At 68.1% G+C, this 17,738-nt stretch carries 12 protein-coding genes; 5 read left to right on the forward strand and 7 right to left on the reverse strand.

All coding sequences use genetic code 11. The features are described from left to right. Nucleotides 1-38 precede the first annotated feature (38 nt). A complete protein-coding gene (locus tag V3391_RS10155) occupies nt 39-3,854 on the forward strand; it encodes a LamG-like jellyroll fold domain-containing protein (protein WP_332078291.1) in 3,816 nt (1,271 codons plus the stop codon). Between the two features lie 91 nt (nt 3,855-3,945). On the opposite strand, the gene V3391_RS10160 is transcribed toward V3391_RS10155, so the two are convergent. From V3391_RS10160 to V3391_RS10170, 3 genes are all read right to left on the reverse strand, one after another. Continuing rightward, nucleotides 3,946-4,752 (reverse strand): rhamnogalacturonan acetylesterase, encoded by an 807-nt coding sequence (locus V3391_RS10160; RefSeq protein ID WP_332078292.1) that lies wholly within the window; start codon nt 4,750-4,752, stop codon nt 3,946-3,948. A gap of 176 nt (nt 4,753-4,928) precedes the next feature. Next, nucleotides 4,929-6,536: a carboxylesterase/lipase family protein gene (locus tag V3391_RS10165; protein ID WP_332078293.1), complete on the reverse strand. Its 1,608-nt coding sequence runs from the start codon at nt 6,534-6,536 to the stop codon at nt 4,929-4,931. Beyond that, nucleotides 6,533-7,486, reverse strand: coding sequence for an alpha/beta hydrolase (locus V3391_RS10170; protein WP_332078294.1), 954 nt, complete (start codon nt 7,484-7,486; stop codon nt 6,533-6,535). The genes V3391_RS10165 and V3391_RS10170 overlap by 4 nt, the downstream gene beginning before the upstream one ends. Nucleotides 7,487-7,627: 141 nt before the next feature. Between V3391_RS10170 and V3391_RS10175 the strand changes: the two genes are divergently transcribed. Genes V3391_RS10175 through V3391_RS10190 form a run of 4 tightly spaced genes read left to right on the forward strand, consistent with a single transcriptional unit; the run spans nt 7,628 to nt 11,304 of the window. Continuing rightward, nucleotides 7,628-8,482, forward strand: a complete 855-nt coding sequence (locus V3391_RS10175; RefSeq protein WP_425497236.1) for a 2-keto-4-pentenoate hydratase — start codon at nt 7,628-7,630, stop codon at nt 8,480-8,482. Next, entirely contained in the window at nt 8,479-9,471 is a 993-nt protein-coding gene (locus V3391_RS10180) for a TRAP transporter substrate-binding protein (RefSeq protein WP_332078295.1), read from the forward strand. Before V3391_RS10175 ends, V3391_RS10180 begins: the two co-directional genes overlap by 4 nt. A 29-nt stretch (nt 9,472-9,500) precedes the next feature. After that, nucleotides 9,501-10,019 (forward strand): TRAP transporter small permease, encoded by a 519-nt coding sequence (locus tag V3391_RS10185; RefSeq protein ID WP_332078296.1) that lies wholly within the window; start codon nt 9,501-9,503, stop codon nt 10,017-10,019. A 1-nt stretch (nt 10,020) separates the two neighbouring features. After that, the gene (locus tag V3391_RS10190) at nt 10,021-11,304 is read left to right on the forward strand and encodes a TRAP transporter large permease (RefSeq protein WP_332078297.1); all 1,284 of its coding nucleotides are present in this window, start codon (nt 10,021-10,023) and stop codon (nt 11,302-11,304) included. A 1,051-nt stretch (nt 11,305-12,355) separates the two neighbouring features. On the opposite strand, the gene V3391_RS10195 is transcribed toward V3391_RS10190, so the two are convergent. The 4 genes from V3391_RS10195 to xylB are packed head-to-tail and all read right to left on the reverse strand — an operon-like array spanning nt 12,356 to nt 17,534. Then, nucleotides 12,356-13,222, reverse strand: a complete 867-nt coding sequence (locus tag V3391_RS10195) for a methylglyoxal synthase (protein ID WP_332078298.1) — start codon at nt 13,220-13,222, stop codon at nt 12,356-12,358. Next, nucleotides 13,222-14,628: a sugar porter family MFS transporter gene (locus V3391_RS10200; RefSeq protein ID WP_332078299.1), complete on the reverse strand. Its 1,407-nt coding sequence runs from the start codon at nt 14,626-14,628 to the stop codon at nt 13,222-13,224. Before V3391_RS10200 ends, V3391_RS10195 begins: the two co-directional genes overlap by 1 nt. A gap of 33 nt (nt 14,629-14,661) precedes the next feature. Beyond that, the gene (xylA, locus tag V3391_RS10205; protein WP_332078300.1) at nt 14,662-16,005 is read right to left on the reverse strand and encodes a xylose isomerase; all 1,344 of its coding nucleotides are present in this window, start codon (nt 16,003-16,005) and stop codon (nt 14,662-14,664) included. A 35-nt stretch (nt 16,006-16,040) separates the two neighbouring features. Beyond that, nucleotides 16,041-17,534, reverse strand: a complete 1,494-nt coding sequence (xylB, locus tag V3391_RS10210; RefSeq protein ID WP_332078301.1) for a xylulokinase — start codon at nt 17,532-17,534, stop codon at nt 16,041-16,043. Between the last annotated feature and the right edge of the window lie 204 nt (nt 17,535-17,738).

Raw genomic sequence — 17,738 nt, forward strand, 5'->3', positions numbered from 1 at the left:
CCGGCGCGCGCTGTCGAGGAGATCGAGTGTTGAACCAGATGTCGAAGCGAGTCCTGGCCGTTGCCTGTGCCTTGGGCCTGTCCGCCGCCGTCCATGCGGACGATACGCCCCGCCTGCTGTTCCATGTGTCGGCCGACCAGGATTTCGTCGCCGATACCGCGGCCGGTGATCCGGTGCCGAACTTCAAGGACAAGGTACGCCTGGTCGACGACGGCGTCCGCGGCCGCGCGATCGAATGGGACGACGACGGCGTGCTGTCGTGGAACGCACCCGGCAACATCGACGCCGCACGCGGCACGCTGAGTTTCTTCTGGCGCTCGCGCGATCCGGTCGGCGAGGCGCCGTTCGTGATCTTCCGCGTCGGCTATGCCGACCACTCCAGCTGGGACATGGCCTGGCTGCGCATCGACTGGAACGGCGCGGGTTTCGACGCCTTCGTGACCGATGCCAACCTGGCGCGCACGCGCGTCTCGTTCAGGATGGACGCCGCGCCCGCCGCCGATGCGTGGACGCATGTGGCGTTCGCCTGGGACGAGACCATCGGCGTGCGTCTGTACATCGACGGCCGCGAGGTCGCGCGCGAAGAGCGTCCGGCGAATGCGCAGGCCGGTTTCGACTACGACGCGGGCCTGGACCAGTTCGGTCTGGCCGCACGCATTCTCGCGCCGCACCAGGTGCAGAGCCGCTACAACTTCCTGCGTGGCAGCGATTTCGACGACATCCGCGTGCACGACCGCATGCTCGATGCCAGCGGCGTGCAGGCCGTGCGCAGCTTCCGCGCGCCGACCGCGGCTGTGGCGCCGAACGATCGCCATGCCGCGTGGCTGTTCCGCCACGGCTGGGCGGACGGCGCCGCGCCGCCGGTGCTCGACACGCCGGTGACGACGATCCGCAAGGTCGAGTTCGCCGATACCAAAGACCTGAAGCAGTGGATGTGGAAGGCCACCGACGGCATCGCCGAAACCACGTGGCCGGGCGTCTACAACCGCTCTCGGTTGCGCGGGCGCGACGACTACTTCCAGTTGCCCGACTGGAACACCTACGTCGACGGCGGCAAGGCGCTGGATCTGACCCTGCCCGACGAACCCTTCAATCGCATCGAACTGCGTGGCGCCGCCTATGGCGAAGCGACCTACGGCGCCGATGCCGACACGCAGCAGCCGCTGTTCTCGCGCCATCAGGGCACGGTGCGCAGCGTCGATGACTTCGAGACCCGCCAGGGCGGGCATCTGCGCTTCGCCAACACCGCGCAGGAAACCCCGATCCAGGAGATCTGGGCGTATCACGTCAGCGATGCCGCCGAGCCCGAAGGTTCGGTGAAGCAGGCCTACACGATCCGCAGCAATGCCGAGATCGATTACACCAACCTCGCCGACCTGCGTGCGTTCATCGAAGGTCGCTATGCCCCCGAGGAGCGCAGCATGGTGCTGGCGCTGCCGGGCCGCGCGGCGTTCCGCGAACGGACCACGCCGCCGGTGCGCGAGGCAAAGCAGCCGATCGTGCACGTGCTGATTCCGTCGGGCATCGGCAACGCGCCGGCCGCGCAGCCGTTGATCCGCAGCTGGGCGCACAGCTGGGAGAACATGTACGACGGGCTCGACGGCATCGCCATCGACATTCCCGCATTGAAGCTGCCGGCGACGCACAGCGTGGACGGCGCAGACGCGATCCCGCTCAACATCCGCATCAAGGATCCGATCTGGCCGGCGCGCGACATGATCGACGTGTCGGTCTCGGTGACGCCGGGCGAGAAGCGCACGCTGTGGCTGGACCTGCGCGACCGCATCCTGACCAACGACAGCCTGTGGATCAGCATCGCCTCGGCTGCGCCGGGTTTCGATGCGGCCGCGCTCGACGGCGCCGAAGTGCGCATGGTCTACAAGCCGCGCGACGAGGCGATTGCCGAGCACGTCACTGATCGCTTCAACCAGGTCCGCGACAACTGGGGCTTCCTGGTCGAGGAACACACCACGTCCAAGCGTCAGCGCCTCTACGCACGCGCGTACGCGGACATCAGCGATCTGCTGCGGGTGGATCCGGGCCACGAACTGGGCCGGCGCTACTGGAACTACATGAGCTACAACAGCCAGGGCCTGCCGCCGTTCGAGCAGCCGCAGGCGCCGGCCGGTGTGCCGCTGTGGGCGTTCCGCCAGCTGGAAGACCTCAAGGCCGTGCGCCGCTTCATCGAATGGTGGATCGACGAGCGCCAGGTCGAGTTCGGCGATTTCGGCGGCGGCATCTCCGACGACAGCGATCTGTCGCAGCAGTGGCCGGGCCTGGCGCTGATGGGCGTGATCCCGGACAAGCTCAACGCCTCGATCACCGCACTCGCCGATGCCGCCTACGCGAACGACATGTTCGCCGGTGGCCTGTCGACGATCGAGACCGACGAGCTGCATGCCTACGAGGAAGGCATCAATACCAACAGCGCGATGACCCTGCTCAACTGGGGCGATCCGCTGACGATGACGCGGCTGATGGAAACCGTGCGCGATCTCGACGAGAAGATCGTGCTGCGCAACCCGCAGGGCCACGTGCTGTTCTCGAGCAACTGGTTCGGCGGCCACAAGGTCTACCGCGAACCGCGCTGGCAGTGGCAGAAGCCGTACTCGTTCCCGGTGCTGCATCCGGCGTTCCTGCTCGGCGTGTTCAATGCCGACCCGACCAGCCGCGCGATGATCACCGGGCTGGCCGATGGCTATCTCGCCCACGCCTACACCGACGAGAAGGGTGCCTGGCAGCTGCCGAACGAGATCAACTGGGCGACCGGCGAGCGCCGCGGCGGCGACCTGTTCGACGGCTCCGGCGGCGCCGACACGATGCATCTGTACTGGGCCGCGTGGCGCTGGACCGGTGACGAGAAGTATCTGAAGCCGCTGCAGTACCGCGTGGACCGCAGCGGACCCGCGGGGCTGTCGAATCTGGCCGAGAACTATGTCGACGTGCTCGGCAAGCGCGAGGACTGGGGCACGCGTCTGCAGCAGTCGGCCGACAAGGGCGACACCGGCGTGCAGAGCGTGTTCGCCTGGCAGCAGACCGGCAACAAGGCGTATCTCGAAGCCCTGCATGCCGACGGTATCCAGGCCAAGGCGATGCGCGAGTACATGAACACCGAAGGCCACTGGTGGTCGGATCGTGTCGAAGCGCCGAGCGAGTTCCTGCAGCGCGCCCGTCTCGGCGGTCTGGCCCTGCGTCGCAATACCACGTATCCCGGTCATACGGTGAGCTGGCGCTTCGACGATGACGCGCAGGCGGAAACCGTTGCGCTGCTGGTATCGGCCCCCTCGCGCGAGGCGTTCAAGGTGATCGCGCACAACACCGACGCGCGCACCGCGAACGCGGCCATGACCGGCTGGAACGTCGCGCCTGGCCGCTGGCGCATCACCAGCGGTGTGGATCGCAACGGTGACGAGACCATCGACGGCCGCGCGCAGACGCGCGAGGTGCTGCTGGAGTCGAGCGCATCGGTGGACCTGTCGTTCGCGTCCGGCCAGACCCAGGTGTTCGAGTTCGAGCTGATCGAAGCCGGCACGCCGGTCGAGATGCGCGCCGACATCGGCATCGGTCGCGGCGACGTGCGCGTGGTCGACGGCGCGGTCGAGGTGACCGTGCACAGCCTCGGCCATGCCGATGCGCCGGGCGGCGTCGCGATCCTCGAAGATGCGCGTGGCCGCGAGCTCGCGCGTGCGGACATTCCCGCACTCGAAGCGCCGCGTGACCTGCAGCCGCGCAACGCGACGCTGCGTCTGGAACACGCCGCCGGCGTCGATCCGCGCGGTGGCCGCGTGCGCATCGCGCTGCCGGGCGACGGCGAGGAAGTGACGCGACTCAACAACGTCGCCGAGGTGCGATGACGTGAGGGGGGTCGCCGGCCGCAGGGTCGGCGATCCATCCTGTTGCCGCCGCTGTCGGCGCGGCGCGCGGCAGTCGGTCGACGGTACCGGCTCAGGGAATCAGATTGCGCCGCAGCGCCGGCACCTGCTGTGCGAGTTCGTCGGCGACGATCGCCGCGAACAGAGCGGCGCCCTCCGGGCCGAGATGCGTGTAATCGAATGCGAGCTTGGCCTGGCCCATCGGTTCGGCCGCGGCGTTGTCCTGCGCGGCGGGCCGTGCAGTCGTCGCAGCCGGAGTCGCGGGCGCAGCGGATGGCGGCGTGCCGATCGTCGTGCCCGCCTGCGCGGCTGCGACCTGCTCGGGCGCCGCCGGACGCTGTGCTGCGCGCATCGCCAGGACCGGTCCCATGCCTTGCACGAGCGCGCGACTGCGCGCGTGCAGATCGACCAGCGGCACGTCGAGTTCGCGTGCGACCGCGCGCGTCGCCTCGGCCCAGGGCGCCAGATCGTCGACCAGCACGCCGTCCTCGAACTGCCGGCGCGTCAGCGGCGTCACCAGCACCGGATGCGCACCGGCAGCGCGGATCTCGGCGACGTAGCGGCGCAGGTTGTCGGGATACTCGTTTGCCAGATCGGTCGATCGGCCGGGCTTGCCCGGCTGGTCGTTGTGGCCGAACTGCACCAGCACGTAGACCGCTGCATAAGGCCCGGCGCGCATCTCGTGCAGCGCGATGTCCCACGAGCCTTCGGCGCGGTAGTTGTAGGTGCTGCGGCCACCGCGGGCGAGGTTGGTGCAGGCGAGGAACGAGGCAACGTGGCGATCGCAGAACGCGCCGCCCCAGCCGCCCTGCACGGCGGTCGTGGAATCGCCGACCAGCACGATCTTGCTGGCCTGGATCGGCGTGACCGGCGGCCGCATGGGGTCATCGGCCGCGATCGCGGGCCAGGGGGCGAGCAAAGCGCAGGCGAGGGCGGTAGCAAGACATCGATGCATCAGAACGGTTCCAGTCAGGGAGTGGGAGGCGACGGTCCGTGTGGCGGCATCAGACGGCGCGTGTGCCGCTTACGGTGCGGACACGCAGGCCGAAGCCGTCGTCACTGGGTGCCCCTCTGCACGAACGGCGCCTGCTGGTAGAGCCGGCGCTCGCCGCCGCGCGGGTCGTGCTCGAGACGCGGCGCCGTATCGAAGACCATCGTCTCGCGCGACGCCATCGAATACGGCGCCCAGGCCGGCATTCCGGCGTGGTTGGGATCGCCGCTGCGTGCGAAAGCCAGCAGGGCGTCGCGCATGTTTGCGGCGACTGCGCGTGCGTCGTCGGCGTTTCCTGTCTTCGCGCCGGCCACGCCGGTGTTGTCGAACACCAGCGGAATGTCGAGCGTGTGGAACGCGCGCAGACGCGCGCCTTCATTGGTGCGCGGATACCAGTCGAGCTGGTAGGCCCAGGTGTTGCGGCCCTGCGCGGCGCGCACTTCCAGTTCCTCGACCGCACCGCGCCATGAGCGTCCGGCGGTGGTCGCGGCGAAGAACACCTCCGACGGCGTGTACTCCGGATACAGCCGGCGGTACTCGGTGACGACGACGGCGGGATCGAGATCGACGAACTGCTGCGTGCGCAGCTTCGCCGGCAACGCGTCCCAGCTCAGTGTGAAGTTGTCAGGATCGTTGCCGAGGAAGGCGCGCGTTTCGTCGCGGGTGTTGCCGATGACCATCGGAATGCCGCTCGACTGCGGCGGTGCATCGGGCCAGAACGGATGCCGCGGCAGATGCATCGTGTCGACGACCGGCCCGAAGTACAGCGCGCTGTCCTCGACGCGCGAGGGATCGCGCGCGCGCTGCGCATCGAGCAATGCCTGCATCGGCAGCGTGCGCAATCGCTCGAGATCCCCGGGGGCGATGCCGAGCGCATCGAGAAAGATCTGCGCGCGCTGCGTGGCCGCGCGCGGCCCGGCGGCGGTGACCTGCTGGCCGCTCATCGTCCACGCGCGATGGAACAGGCCACGCGTGGCCGGCATCGCCATCAGCGTCGCGATCTTCGCGCCGCCGCCGGACTGGCCGAACACGGTGACGTTGCCGGCATCGCCGCCGAACTCGGCCGCGTGCGCGCGCACCCATTCCAGCGCCTGCACCAGATCGAGCTGGCCGACGTTGCCCGCATGCGCGAATGACGCATCGCCGAGATCGCGCAGATGCAGATAGCCGAATGCGTTGAGCCGGTGATTGACCGTGACCACCACGACATCGCCGCTGCGGCACAGCGCACCGCCGTCGTAGAGCGGATCGCTGCCCGAGCCGGTGTTGAACGCGCCGCCGTGGATGTACACCAGCACCGGGCGCTTCGCGCCATCGCGCAGCGCAGGCGTCCAGACATTGAGGCGCAGACAGTCCTCGCTGCCGGGGCCGTCGCTGCCGCGCTGCGGCGCCGACGGGCCGTAGTCGACCGCATCACGCACGCCGCGCCAGGCGGCTTCCTGCAGCGCCGGCTGCCAGCGCCGCGTCGCGGTATCGGCGCCATACGGTACGCCGCGGAACACGTGCACGCCGTGCTCGACGCTGCCGCCGATGCGGCCACTGCGCACGCGCGCGACGGTGGTGCGAGGTGATGTGTCTGCTGCGAATGCGCCGGGCAGCGCGGACAGCGCCGCGATACCGGCGCCGACGCGCAGCCAGTGGCGACGGCCGGGATCGGTCGGGAAGTCGGTCATGGGGTCGGGGTCTGTTCCTGGATCCAGTCGAGGGCGAGCTGCGGCCAGCGGGCGAGGGCGCCCGTTGCGCCGCGCGTGCCGAAGCCGTGGCCGCCGTGCGGAAACACGTGCAGCGAGGCCGGCACGCCGGCCCGCAGGGCGGCGGCATGCATCGCCAGTGCATTGCCGACCGGCACCACGTCGTCGTCCTGCGCATGCAGCAGGAACAGCGGCGGCGTTCGACCGTCGACGTGCAGATCAGGCGAGTAACGGTCGAGCGCGGTCGCTTCGGGTGTGTCGCTGGCGGCCAGTACACGCGTGCGCGAGCCAGCATGCGCCAGTGGTGCGTGCATCGAGATCACCGGATAGACGAGCAGGGCGAAGTCGGGTCGAAACGACTGCGCGTCCGCCGGATCCGTGTCGGCGTAGACCGCATCCTGCGTGGTGGCGAGTCGCGCGGCGACGTGGCCGCCTGCGGAAAAGCCCATGACGCCGACGCGCGCCGGATCGACGCCGTAATCGGATGCATGCGCGCGGATCAATCGCATCGCACGCTGCGCGTCCGCCAGCGGCGCATCCGCGCCTTCGGCATGGACGCGATCGGGAAGCCGATAACGCAGTACGAACAGGGTGAGGCCCGCCGCGTCCACGAAGGCCGGCACCAGCGCCGTACCTTCCTTGTCGAGCACGATGCGCGCGTAGCCGCCGCCGGGCGTCACCAGCAGCGCGGCGCCGTTCGGGCGCGCGGGTGCGTAGACGGCGAGATAGGGCGCGCGGACGTCTTCGATAACGCGGTCGGGCACCTCGGGATCATCGCTGCGCTCGGTGATCCGGCCTGCCGGCGCGCCGTCCTGCGGCTTCCACAGGACGGTCGTCCGCGCCGCATCTTCGCGTGCGGGTGCAGCATGCGCGGCTGCAGGCAGTGCGATCAGGAACACCCACAAAAGCGCTGTAAACCTGCTTGACCGCATCGCAATCGCTCCCGCTTCCAACCGCGTCTTCGTGTTTTTGCCGCAGTGCACATTGAAGATGACACCGGTTTACCATACAAGACACCCCGAGACACCGCGATCTGCGGTGCAGCAAACGGACCCAGGCCAGGAGCAACCCGCTTGAACAACGCCTCCGCGCATCCATCGACGTCGAACGCGGCGCCGAGCGACGCCACCCGCGGCATCGTGGACGCCTTCCTCGACGCACGCCGGAACGGGCAGTCGCTGCCCGGTTTCCCCGGCGACATTCCCGACGATCTCGTCGCCGCATATGCGGTGCAGGACGCTGCGATCGCGCAGTGGCCCGAAACCCTGGTGGGCTGGAAGGTCGGCTACATCGCCCCGGAAAAGCGCGATGCTTCCGGCGACGAGCGTCTGCTCGGACCGGTCTTCCGCAACCGTCTGCAGCAGGCGGGCGAGGCCAGCGAGTTCCATGTCTTCGCCGGCGGCTTCGGCGCGATCGAGGCCGAATTCGTGCTGCGTCTCGACGCTGACGCACCGGTGGACAAGATCGACTGGACCCCGGACGAAGCGGCCGCCCTGCCGGCGACGCTGTTCATCGGTCTGGAAGTCGCCAGCAGCCCGCTGGCCACGATCAACCAGCTTGGCCCGCGCGTGGTGGTGTCGGACTTCGGCAACAACAACGGCCTGGTCGTCGGCAGCGAGATTCCGGACTGGACGACGCGCGACGAAGCCACACTGACCGCCGAGAGCTGGATCGACGACACGCGCGTCGGCACCGGCGGCGCGACCACGCTGCCCGGCGGCCTGCGCGCGGCATTCGCCTTCGCGCTCTCGCGTTCGGCGCGTCGCGGCCGTCCGCTCAAGCGCGGCGAGCTGATCGCGACCGGCAATGCCACCGGTATCCACGACATCCTGCCGGGCCAGCGTGCCCGCGTGGTGTTCGCCGGTCATGGCGAACTGGCGCTGACGGCACGCGCCGCGGTTCCGCAGACGGAGGAGGACGCGGCATGACGACACGGCGCGCCTTCCTCGCCGGACTCGGCGCGGCCTGCGCCGTGCCGCTGCTCCCGTCCGTGTTGCGCGCCGACGAGGCGCACACGGTGCTGACCGCCACCGATGTCCACGTGGCCAATTATCCCACCGTCAACGCGGTCAAGTGGATCGGCGAAACGATGGACCGCGAAACCGGCGGCCGCGTGCGTCTGCGCCAGTACCACTCGGGCCAGCTGGGTCGCGAGTCGGAGGCGATCGACATGGCGCGCTTCGGCGCGATCGACATGACGCGCGTCTACGCGGGCGCCCTCAACAACGCGTTCCCGCTGACCACTGCGCTGTGCCTGCCGTACGCATTCGACTCCGTCGCGCACATGCGCCACGCACTCGACGGCGGCGTCGCGCAGACCGTGCTCGACGGCTTCGGCACGCGCGATCTCGTCGGCCTGGCGGTCTACGACAGCGGCGCGCGCTGCTTCTACAACACGCGCCACCCGATCGTGACGCCCCGGGACCTGCACGGCCTGAAGCTGCGCGTCGCTTCATCTGACATGTTCATCGACCTGGTCCGCCTGCTCGGCGCGAACCCGACGCCGATGTCGCTGGGCGACACGTTCTCCGGCATGGAGACGCACATGATCGACGGCGCCGAGAACAACATGCGCAGCTTCCACTCCAGCCGTCATTTCGAGGCCGCGCACTACTGGTCGCAGAGCGAGCATTCGTACGCGCCCGACATCCTGCTGATCTCACGCAGCTCGCTGGATGCACTGCGTCCGGGCGATCGCGATCTGCTGATCGACACCGCGCGCGCGTCGGTGCCGGTGATGCGCAAGATGTGGGACGAATCCGAAGGCGCCGCGCGCCAGCAGGTCGCCGACTACGGCATCGAGTTCAACGATGTCGACATGGATGCCTTCCGCACGGCGGCGCAGCCGATCCGCGACCGCTACCTGCAGCAGCCGGAACTGCAGGCCCTCTACCGTCGCATCCGCGACCTCGCCTGATCCGACAGACTCCGACACGGGAATCCACGATGTCCGAAGACACGACCCTCGCGCCCGATGATGCGCCCAAGAGCGCGCTCGATCGCCTGGCCGATGCCGTCATCGCCATTGCCGCTACCGCCCTGTTCGGGTTGGTGATCGTGCAGGGCTGGCAGGTGTTCGCGCGCTATGTGATCAACGATTCGCCGAGCTGGACCGAGCCGGTGACCCTGCTGCTGCTGAGCGTAGCGATGAGCCTGGGCGCGGCGGCCGGCGTCCACACCAGGCGCCATTTCGGGTTCTTCCTGCTGCAGGACCACATGCGTCCTGCGATCCGCAAGCTGGTGGATCTCCTGATTCCGCTGGTCATCATCGCGATCGGCATCGTCATCGCCTACTGGGGCGCGGTGCTGCTGTTCGACGGGCTGCACATCAAGGCCGCAGGCGCCTCGTTGCCACAGAGCATCAACTATCTGCCGCTGTCGGTAGGCGGCGCGCTGATGGTGGTGTTCGCACTCAATCAATTCGTGGGCGTGCTGCGCGCCGCGCCGGCCGGGGAGGGCCTCTGACATGGCGATCGCGCTTCTCTTCATCGTCTTCGCACTGCTGCTGATTCTCGGCGTACCGGTGGCGTTCGCACTCGCCGCCGCGGCGCTGGCGACGCTGCTGTATCTCGACCTGCCGACGATCGTGCTCGTGCAGCAGGTGTCAGCCGGCATCGGCAGCGCCTCGCTGATCGCGATTCCGCTCTTCATCTTCGCCGGCGAGATCATGATGCGCGGTGGCATTTCCGAGCGTCTGATCGCACTGGCCTCGTCGCTGGTCGGCCGCATGCGCGGCGGCCTCGGTCAGGTGTCGATCCTGTCGTCGCTGTTCTTCGGCGGCGTGTCGGGCTCGGCGATCGCCGACGTCTCCGCGGTCGGCGGCACGATGATTCCGCAGATGGTCAAGCGTGGTTACGACCGCGACTTCGCCGTCAACGTCAGCATCACCGCGGCGCTGGTCGCGCTGCTGGTGCCGCCGTCGCACAACCTGATTCTCTACACCGCGGCGGCCGGTGGCGGTCTGTCGATCGCCGACCTCTTCGCGGCCGGCATCATGCCCGCACTGCTGATGACCGCCGCGCTGATGGTGACCGGCTACTTCGTGGCCCGGCATCGCGGCTACGGCGTGGAGATCTTCCCGGGCTGGCGCGCGGTGCTGCTGCGTCTGGTGTCGGCACTGCCGGGTCTGGGTCTGGTCGCACTGATCTTCATCGGTATCCGCGCCGGCATCTTCACCGCGGTCGAGAGCGCTGCGATCGCCGTGGTCTATGCGCTGCTGGTGACGATCGTGCTGTACCGCCAGCTCAAGCTGCGCGAGTTCAAGGACACGATCGTCCATGCCGCGCGCAGCACGGGCGTGATCCTGTTCGTGATCGCGACGGCCTCGGTGTTCGGCTGGTTGCTGGCCTACCTGCAGGTGCCGGCTGCCGCGGTCGACTTCCTGCAGTCGTTCGCGCACAGCAAGCTCGCGGTGTTGCTGATGATCGTCGTGATCCTGCTGCTGCTCGGCACCTTCATGGATCTGGCCCCGCTGATCCTGATCTGCACCCCGATCTTCCTGCCCGTCGCCCGCGCCTACGGCATCGACCCGATCCACTTCGGCCTCGTGCTCGTGCTGACCGGCGGCCTCGGTCTTGTGACGCCGCCAGTGGGCTCGGTGCTGTTCATCGGCACGGCCATCGGCAAGATCACCGTCGGCGAGAGTATGCGCACGATCTGGCCGTTCTGGCTCGCGGGTCTGGGGGTCTTGCTGATCGTGGCGCTGTTTCCGGAGCTGTCGTTGTGGTTGCCGGGGGTGTTGCGCGCCTGATTGGCGGGTGACGATGGATTGACGAGACGGCCCCGCATGCGGGGCCGTTTCTTTTGATGGATCAGATTCCAGCTAGTTTCTGTTCGCTTTTGCCGCCTTTGCCACCGTTTTTCGCCGATGCTCGCCTTCGCTCGACCACCGTCATTCCCGCGAAAGCGGGAATCCATTTTGATGGTGATTGGGCTTTGGTTTCGGCTTGTGCTCTGGCTCTGTGCTTTTGACTTCAATCGAGTCGTAAAGCGAGCCGAGCATCGCAGGGCGACGGGGCCGAAGAGCAGCCCATGTCTGAGCGCAGCGAGTTCGGGCTGCGGAACCGTGAAGGTCCCAATGTGTCGCGTTGCCCGAGAAGCGTAGGGGACCGGCACGGCGTAGCCGGGTCGGCTCGCGTCCGGCGAAGACGGTTTTGCTTACTTTTGCCAAGACAAAAGTAAGCCGCGCGACAGCGCGGAAGCCCTGTCTTTGATCTTCTCTCTCGGCGTTCATTCGTCTCCCTCAAGCCGAAGAATCAAAGTCGCAAAGCGACGAGCAAAGAAGCCCGAGCAAGTGCAGGGCTTTCGCCCGCTGCGCGTGCGAGTCCCTTTTGGATGGACCCAAAAGGAACCAAAAAGTCCCTTCGCCGGACGCGATCCGCCGCGATACAGCCGCGGCGGTTCCCTGCGCTTCTCGGACGACGGGGCACGCAGCCCAAACTCGCTGCGCTCAGACATGGGCTGCTCTTCGGCCCCGTCGCCCTGCGATGCTCGGCTCGCTTTACGGCTCGATTAAAGTCAAAGGCGGAGGCCAAAGCCAAAGCCAAGGGCGGGCAAAGCCAAAGCAATATCGAAATGGATTTCCGCTTTCGCGGGAATGACGGCGGTGAAGCCATAGCCAAGTCAAAACGAAGGACGAATCAAACCCAAAGGCAAAGCAAAGCGCAAAGAAGACCCACTCAAACTGCCGGAGAAAACTGACCCGAGCGGAGCGAGCGAAAAGGCTTCTAACTAGAAGTCGCGACCAGTTGAGAGATAACTAGGCAAGGGAAAAGCATAGAGAGCGAACCCTCACTCAATCCCTACCGCATCCGCCTCTGTGCCGCCCGCGCCCACCGGTCCGCCACCGCCGGTGACGTCAGACACGCCACCGTATCCGTCACCGTCGTCACTGCCCGTTCCAGCAACTGGATATCCGCCTCGTGCTGACGCGCGACGTGCGGATCCTCGAAGAACACGGCGCGCTGGCAGCGGCCGGACAACACCAGATCGGCGATCTGGGCATCGCCGCCGAGCGGGCCGCTCTGGAAGCGCTGCGTCCACGGCTGGTCGACGGGCCAACCACGTTGCCAGGCGAGATCGTTGAGCAACTGCCCCGTGGTGCCGGTCGCGACGCGGCCGGCGAAGCGGGACAGCAGGTCGAAATGGTGTGCAGCGAACTCCAGCATCCGTGGCTTCATCGCGTCGTGGGCGATCAGGGCGACGGTCTGGTGTTCGAAAGCGTGCAGATCGTCGGCGCCGGGATCGGCGGCGAGCCCGGCATGCAGGCGCTCGCTCTCGATGAAATCGCGCGCCGAGGCCACGGTCGACAGGAACGGCTTGCCCTGGATCACGCACTGGCGTTTCAGTGCCACCGCTTCGGGAAAGATCGATGACGGATCGACCGGATCGATCAGATACACCACGCCGTCGAGCGTGCGCTCCGGGCCTAGACCGACGATTTCCGCGACCAGGGTCATCAGGCCGCCGTCGCGGCCGTAGGGATAGCGCCGCAGGCCGGCGTGACCAGCGAGTGCATCGCGTTCGACGATCGCGTCGAAGGTGCGGCCCACGGCGTGCAGGCCGATGTCGAGTGCGCGGATGCCGGCGCCGCTGGCGTTGAGCCAACGGAACAGCGCGGCATCCGGGCGCGCGTGGTGCAGCCGGTTCGCGGCCAGCCCCAGGCGCATCAGCCCTCCATCTGTTCGAGCGCGCGGCCCTTGGTCTCGTGCACATAGCGCAGCACGAAGAACACCGAGACGATCGCGGCGACCATGTAGATGGCGTAGGTGCCGGCCAGGCCGATGCCGGCCAGCAGCACCGGGAACGTCATCGTGATCGCGAAGTTCGACGTCCACTGGGCGGCGCCGGCGACCGCGAGGCCCGAGCCGCGGATCTGGTTGGGGAACATCTCGCCGAGCATGACCCACATCACCGGGCCCCAGGACATGTTGAAGAACACCACGTAGACGTTCGCCGCCACCAGTGCCACCGTGCCCATGTGGCCGGGCAGACGCAGCTGGCCATCGACCAGCGAGCCGGTGGCGAAGGCCCAGGTCACCAGCGCCAGCGACACGGCCATGCCGACCGAGCCCACCCACAGCAGCGGCTTGCGCCCGATGCGGTCGATCAGCAGCAGCGCGACGATGCAGGCGCCGATACTCAGCGCGCCGGACAGCACGTTGATCAGCAGTGCGTCGTTCTCGGAGAAACCCACCGCCTGCCACAGCACGGCGCCGTAATAGAACACCACGTTGATGCCGACCAGCTGCTGGAACGTCGCCAGGCCGATCGCCACCCACACGATCGGACGCAGCTTGCCGGTCGTGCGGCTGACCAGATCCGAGAGCCGCGGACGGTGCTGCTCGGCGGCCAGCGAGCCTTCGATCTCGCCCAGCGTGCGCTGCGCCTGCGACGTGCCGAACAGACGCGTCAGAACCGCCAGCGCTTCATCGCGGCGGCGCTTGACCACCAGGTAGCGCGGGCTTTCGGGGATCACCAGCAGCAGCACGAGAAACGCGACCGACGGAATCGCCATCATCCAGAACATCCAGCGCCAGGCGGGCATGCCCATCCAAAGCGCCTCGGTCGACGCGCCCGCCGCACGCGCGAGCAGATAGTTGCTGAGAAAGGCCGCGAACAGGCCGGAGATGATCGCGATCTGCTGCACCGTGGCCAGCCGGCCGCGATAGCGGGCCGGCGCGACTTCGGCGATGTAGGCCGGCGACATCACGCTGGCCGCGCCGACGGCGAAGCCGCCGAGCACGCGCGCGATGATGAACATCACCGAGCCCGTGGCCGCGCCCGAACCCAGCGAGGACAGCAGGAACAGCACCGCGGCGATCAGCAGGACGCTGCGCCGGCCCCAGCGATCGGCCAGGCGCCCGGCGAAGAACGCGCCGATTGCGCACCCGATCAGCATCGATGCGATCTCGAAGCCGTGCATCCACTCGCCGGACTGGAACGCGGCGTGCAGCCCGTCCTGGGTGCCGTTGATGACGCCGCTGTCGAAACCGAACAGGAAGCCGCCGATCGTGGCGACGCAACTGATCAGGATGATCAGGCGCGTGTTCTCGCCCGCGTGAGATGTGCTCATGCCGCGTCTTCTCCGGGAAGTGGACCGTCGCGATCAGCGACGCAGGTACTGGTTGATCAGGTTTTCGTAGAGTTCCTGGCGGCCGCTGCGCTGCTGCGGCTCGCCGCTTCTGCACGCGATCGCGTGCAGATCGGTCAGCGAGCGCTCACCGCGTGCGAAGGCCTGGCCGTCGCCGTCGTCGAAGCTCGCGTAGCGCGCGCGGCGCCAGTCTTCCATTGGCGAGGTTTCGAGCAGGGCGTGCGCGACCTCGAGGCCGCGCGCGAACGCGTCCATGCCGCCGATGTGCGCGGCGAACAGATCTTCTGCGTCGGTGGATTCGCGGCGCACCTTCGCGTCGAAGTTCAGACCGCCCGGCGCGAGGCCGCCCTGGCGCAGCACGACCAGCATCGCGCCGACGGTGTCGTAAAGATCGCTCGGGAACTGGTCGGTGTCCCAGCCGTTCTGCGGATTGCCGCGGTTGGCGTCGATGCTGCCGAGCACGCCGGCGTCGCTGGCGACCTGCAGATCGTGTTCGAAACTGTGGCCCGACAACGTGGCGTGGTTGGCCTCGATGTTGAGCTTGAAGTCCTGGTCCAGGCCGTGCGCACGCAGGAAGCCGACGCAGGTCGCGCTGTCGAAATCGTACTGGTGCTTCATCGGTTCCATCGGCTTGGGCTCGATGAGGAAGGTCCCCTTGAAGCCGATGCTACGCCCGTAATCGCGCGCTGCGGTCAGGAAGCGCGCCATGTGATCCTGCTCGCGCTTCATCTGCGTGTTGTGCAGGCTGGCGTAGCCTTCGCGGCCGCCCCAGAACACGTAGTTTGCGCCGCCGAGCTCCACCGTCGCATCCAGCGCCGCCTTGACCTGCACCGCGGCGCGCGCGACGACGGCGAAGTCCGGGTTGGTCGATGCACCGTTCATGTAGCGCGGATGCGAGAACAGGTTCGCCGTGCCCCACAGCAGCTGCATGCCGGTGGCCTGCTGGCGCTGCTTGGCCAGCGCGACCATGTGCTGGAGATTCTGTTCGTAGGCGCCGATGTCGTCGGCATCCGGCGACAAATCGACATCGTGGAAGCACCAGTACGGCACGCCGAGCTTGGTGAAGAATTCGAACGCCGCATCGAGGCGCGCTTCGGCCTTGTGCAGCGCCGTACCGGTGCCGGCGTCCCACGGATACGCGCGCGAGCCGGGGCCGAAAGGATCGGCGCCGTTGCCGCAGAAGCTGTGCCAGTAGCAGGCGGCGAACCGCAGGTGCTCGGCCATCGTGCGGTCGCCGATCGTCCTGTTCGCGTCGTAGACCTTGAACGCCAGCGGATTGTCGGAGTCCGGGCCTTCGAACGCGATGCGCTCGATGCCGGGGAAGAACGTGGTGTCGCCGGTGAAAACCTGGGTGGACATGTCGGGGTTCCGTGGTCGGTCGTGGGGGCGGGCGATCAGGCGCGGTAGAGCGGGGCGATCGCGTCGAGATGGCGCTCGAAGGCGCGGTACTGCGTGCGGTAGGCGTCGACGCTGGCGGCATCGGGCTGCGCGGCGGCCGACTCGTCGAGCTGCACGTGTGCATCGACGAGGTCGACCAGCGGAGCCCGGTCGCCCGCATGGCGCTGCAATGCCCACAGCGCCTGCAGCGCGGCGCCGAACGCGGCACCTTCGGGTTGTGTGGGCACCGAGACCGGCAGGTCGAGCATGTCGGCGGCCATCTGCCGCCAGGCCGCGCTGCGGCTGCCGCCGCCGGTGAGCAGCAGGGTGTCGAAACGCAGGCCCGCATCGAGGAATGCATCAAAGCCGCTGCGCAGGCTGCAGGTCGCGCCTTCCACTGCTGCGCGCACCAGATGCGCGGGCGTCATGTTCGATGGCGTCATGCCATGCAGGCAGCCGCGGCCGGCCGGCAGGTTCGGCGTGCGCTCGCCGTTGAAGAACGGCAACAGCAGCAGGCCGTCGGCGCCGGGCGACGTGTCGGCCAGCAGCGCTTCGCGCGCCGCCGTGGACACGCCCAGCAGCCGGCCGATGGTCTCGGTGGCGACGGTGCAGTTCATCGTGCAGATCAGCGGCAGCCAGCCATCGGCCGAGGCGCAGAACGCGGCCCAGCGCGCAGCATCGTCGACCACCGGCTGCGCGGCATGCGCGAACAGCGTGCCCGAGGTGCCGAGACTCATCGTCAGACGTCCGGGCACGACATTACCGGTGCCGATCGCCGCCATCATGTTGTCGCCGCCGCCGACCGACACGCGCACGTCCGGCGACAGGCCCAGCGACTCGGCCGTCGCCGCGTGGATCGGCACGCTGGCGTCCGCATCGAGCAGCGGCGGCAGGCACAGCGTCAGATCACGGTCGGGATCGATCGCCGCGAGCAGCTCGGGCGACCAGCGCCGCGTGCGCACGTCCAGCCAGCCGGTGCCCGAGGCATCGCCGGCTTCCATGAAACGCTCGCCGGTCAGCCAGAAGTTGAGATAGTCGTGCGGCAACAGCACGGTCCGCATCGCGCGCCAGGCATCGGGCCGGTGCGTGCGCGTCCACGCGAGCTTCGAGGCGGTGTAGCCGGCGAGGATCGGGTTGCCGGCCGCGGCGATGCAGGCGGCCTCGCCGCCGATCGCCGTCATGATCGCGTCGCATTCGGCCTGCGTGCTGGTGTCGCACCACAGCTTGACCGGCGCGACGACCGCGCCCGCCGCATCCACCGGCACGAAGCCGTGCTGCTGCCCGGACACGCCGAGCGCGCGGATGCGCTGGCGGATGTCGGGCGCGATCTGCGCGAAGCAGTCGGCGATAGCTGTCGTCCACCAGTCGGCCTGCTGTTCGCGGGTGCCATCGTCGCGTTCGATCAACGCCAATGCCGCGCTGGCGGCGGCGACTACGTGGCGGCGGCCGGTGTCGTAGACCAGCAGTTTGACGCTCTGCGTGCCGGCATCGATGCCGGCGACGAGCGTCACGATGGCACCTGCTGACGCACGCGGGACTGGCTGGCTATCGGTGTCATTCTGGCGCGGACCACGGCGGCTCGGATCGTTGCGACTGTAGCGGCGCGGTCCGTAAAAGCCTTGCTGCGACGCAAAATGATGGATCGGAGTGCGTCTGCTAGGGTCGGTTGACTATCGGTGTCATCCGGCTGGATGCACCTGCCGTTTCCGTCTGGA

The sequence above is a fragment of the Luteimonas flava genome (assembly GCF_036584485.1).
In the GTDB taxonomy this organism is placed as follows: Bacteria; Pseudomonadota; Gammaproteobacteria; order Xanthomonadales; family Xanthomonadaceae; genus Luteimonas; species Luteimonas flava.

Excerpts from the sequence above, each read along its gene's own strand:
- V3391_RS10165 (WP_332078293.1), bottom strand. The coding sequence starts at position 6,536 with ATGACCGACTTCCCGACCGATCCCGGCCGTCGCCACTGGCTGCGCGTC.
- V3391_RS10185 (WP_332078296.1), top strand. The coding sequence starts at position 9,501 with ATGTCCGAAGACACGACCCTCGCGCCCGATGATGCGCCCAAGAGCGCG.
- V3391_RS10180 (WP_332078295.1), top strand. The coding sequence starts at position 8,479 with ATGACGACACGGCGCGCCTTCCTCGCCGGACTCGGCGCGGCCTGCGCC.
- xylA (WP_332078300.1), bottom strand. The coding sequence starts at position 16,005 with ATGTCCACCCAGGTTTTCACCGGCGACACCACGTTCTTCCCCGGCATC.
- V3391_RS10155 (WP_332078291.1), top strand. The coding sequence starts at position 39 with ATGTCGAAGCGAGTCCTGGCCGTTGCCTGTGCCTTGGGCCTGTCCGCC.
- V3391_RS10200 (WP_332078299.1), bottom strand. The coding sequence starts at position 14,628 with ATGAGCACATCTCACGCGGGCGAGAACACGCGCCTGATCATCCTGATC.
- V3391_RS10160 (WP_332078292.1), bottom strand. The coding sequence starts at position 4,752 with ATGCGGCCGCCGGTCACGCCGATCCAGGCCAGCAAGATCGTGCTGGTC.
- V3391_RS10170 (WP_332078294.1), bottom strand. The coding sequence starts at position 7,486 with ATGCGGTCAAGCAGGTTTACAGCGCTTTTGTGGGTGTTCCTGATCGCA.
- V3391_RS10195 (WP_332078298.1), bottom strand. The coding sequence starts at position 13,222 with ATGCGCCTGGGGCTGGCCGCGAACCGGCTGCACCACGCGCGCCCGGAT.
- V3391_RS10190 (WP_332078297.1), top strand. The coding sequence starts at position 10,021 with ATGGCGATCGCGCTTCTCTTCATCGTCTTCGCACTGCTGCTGATTCTC.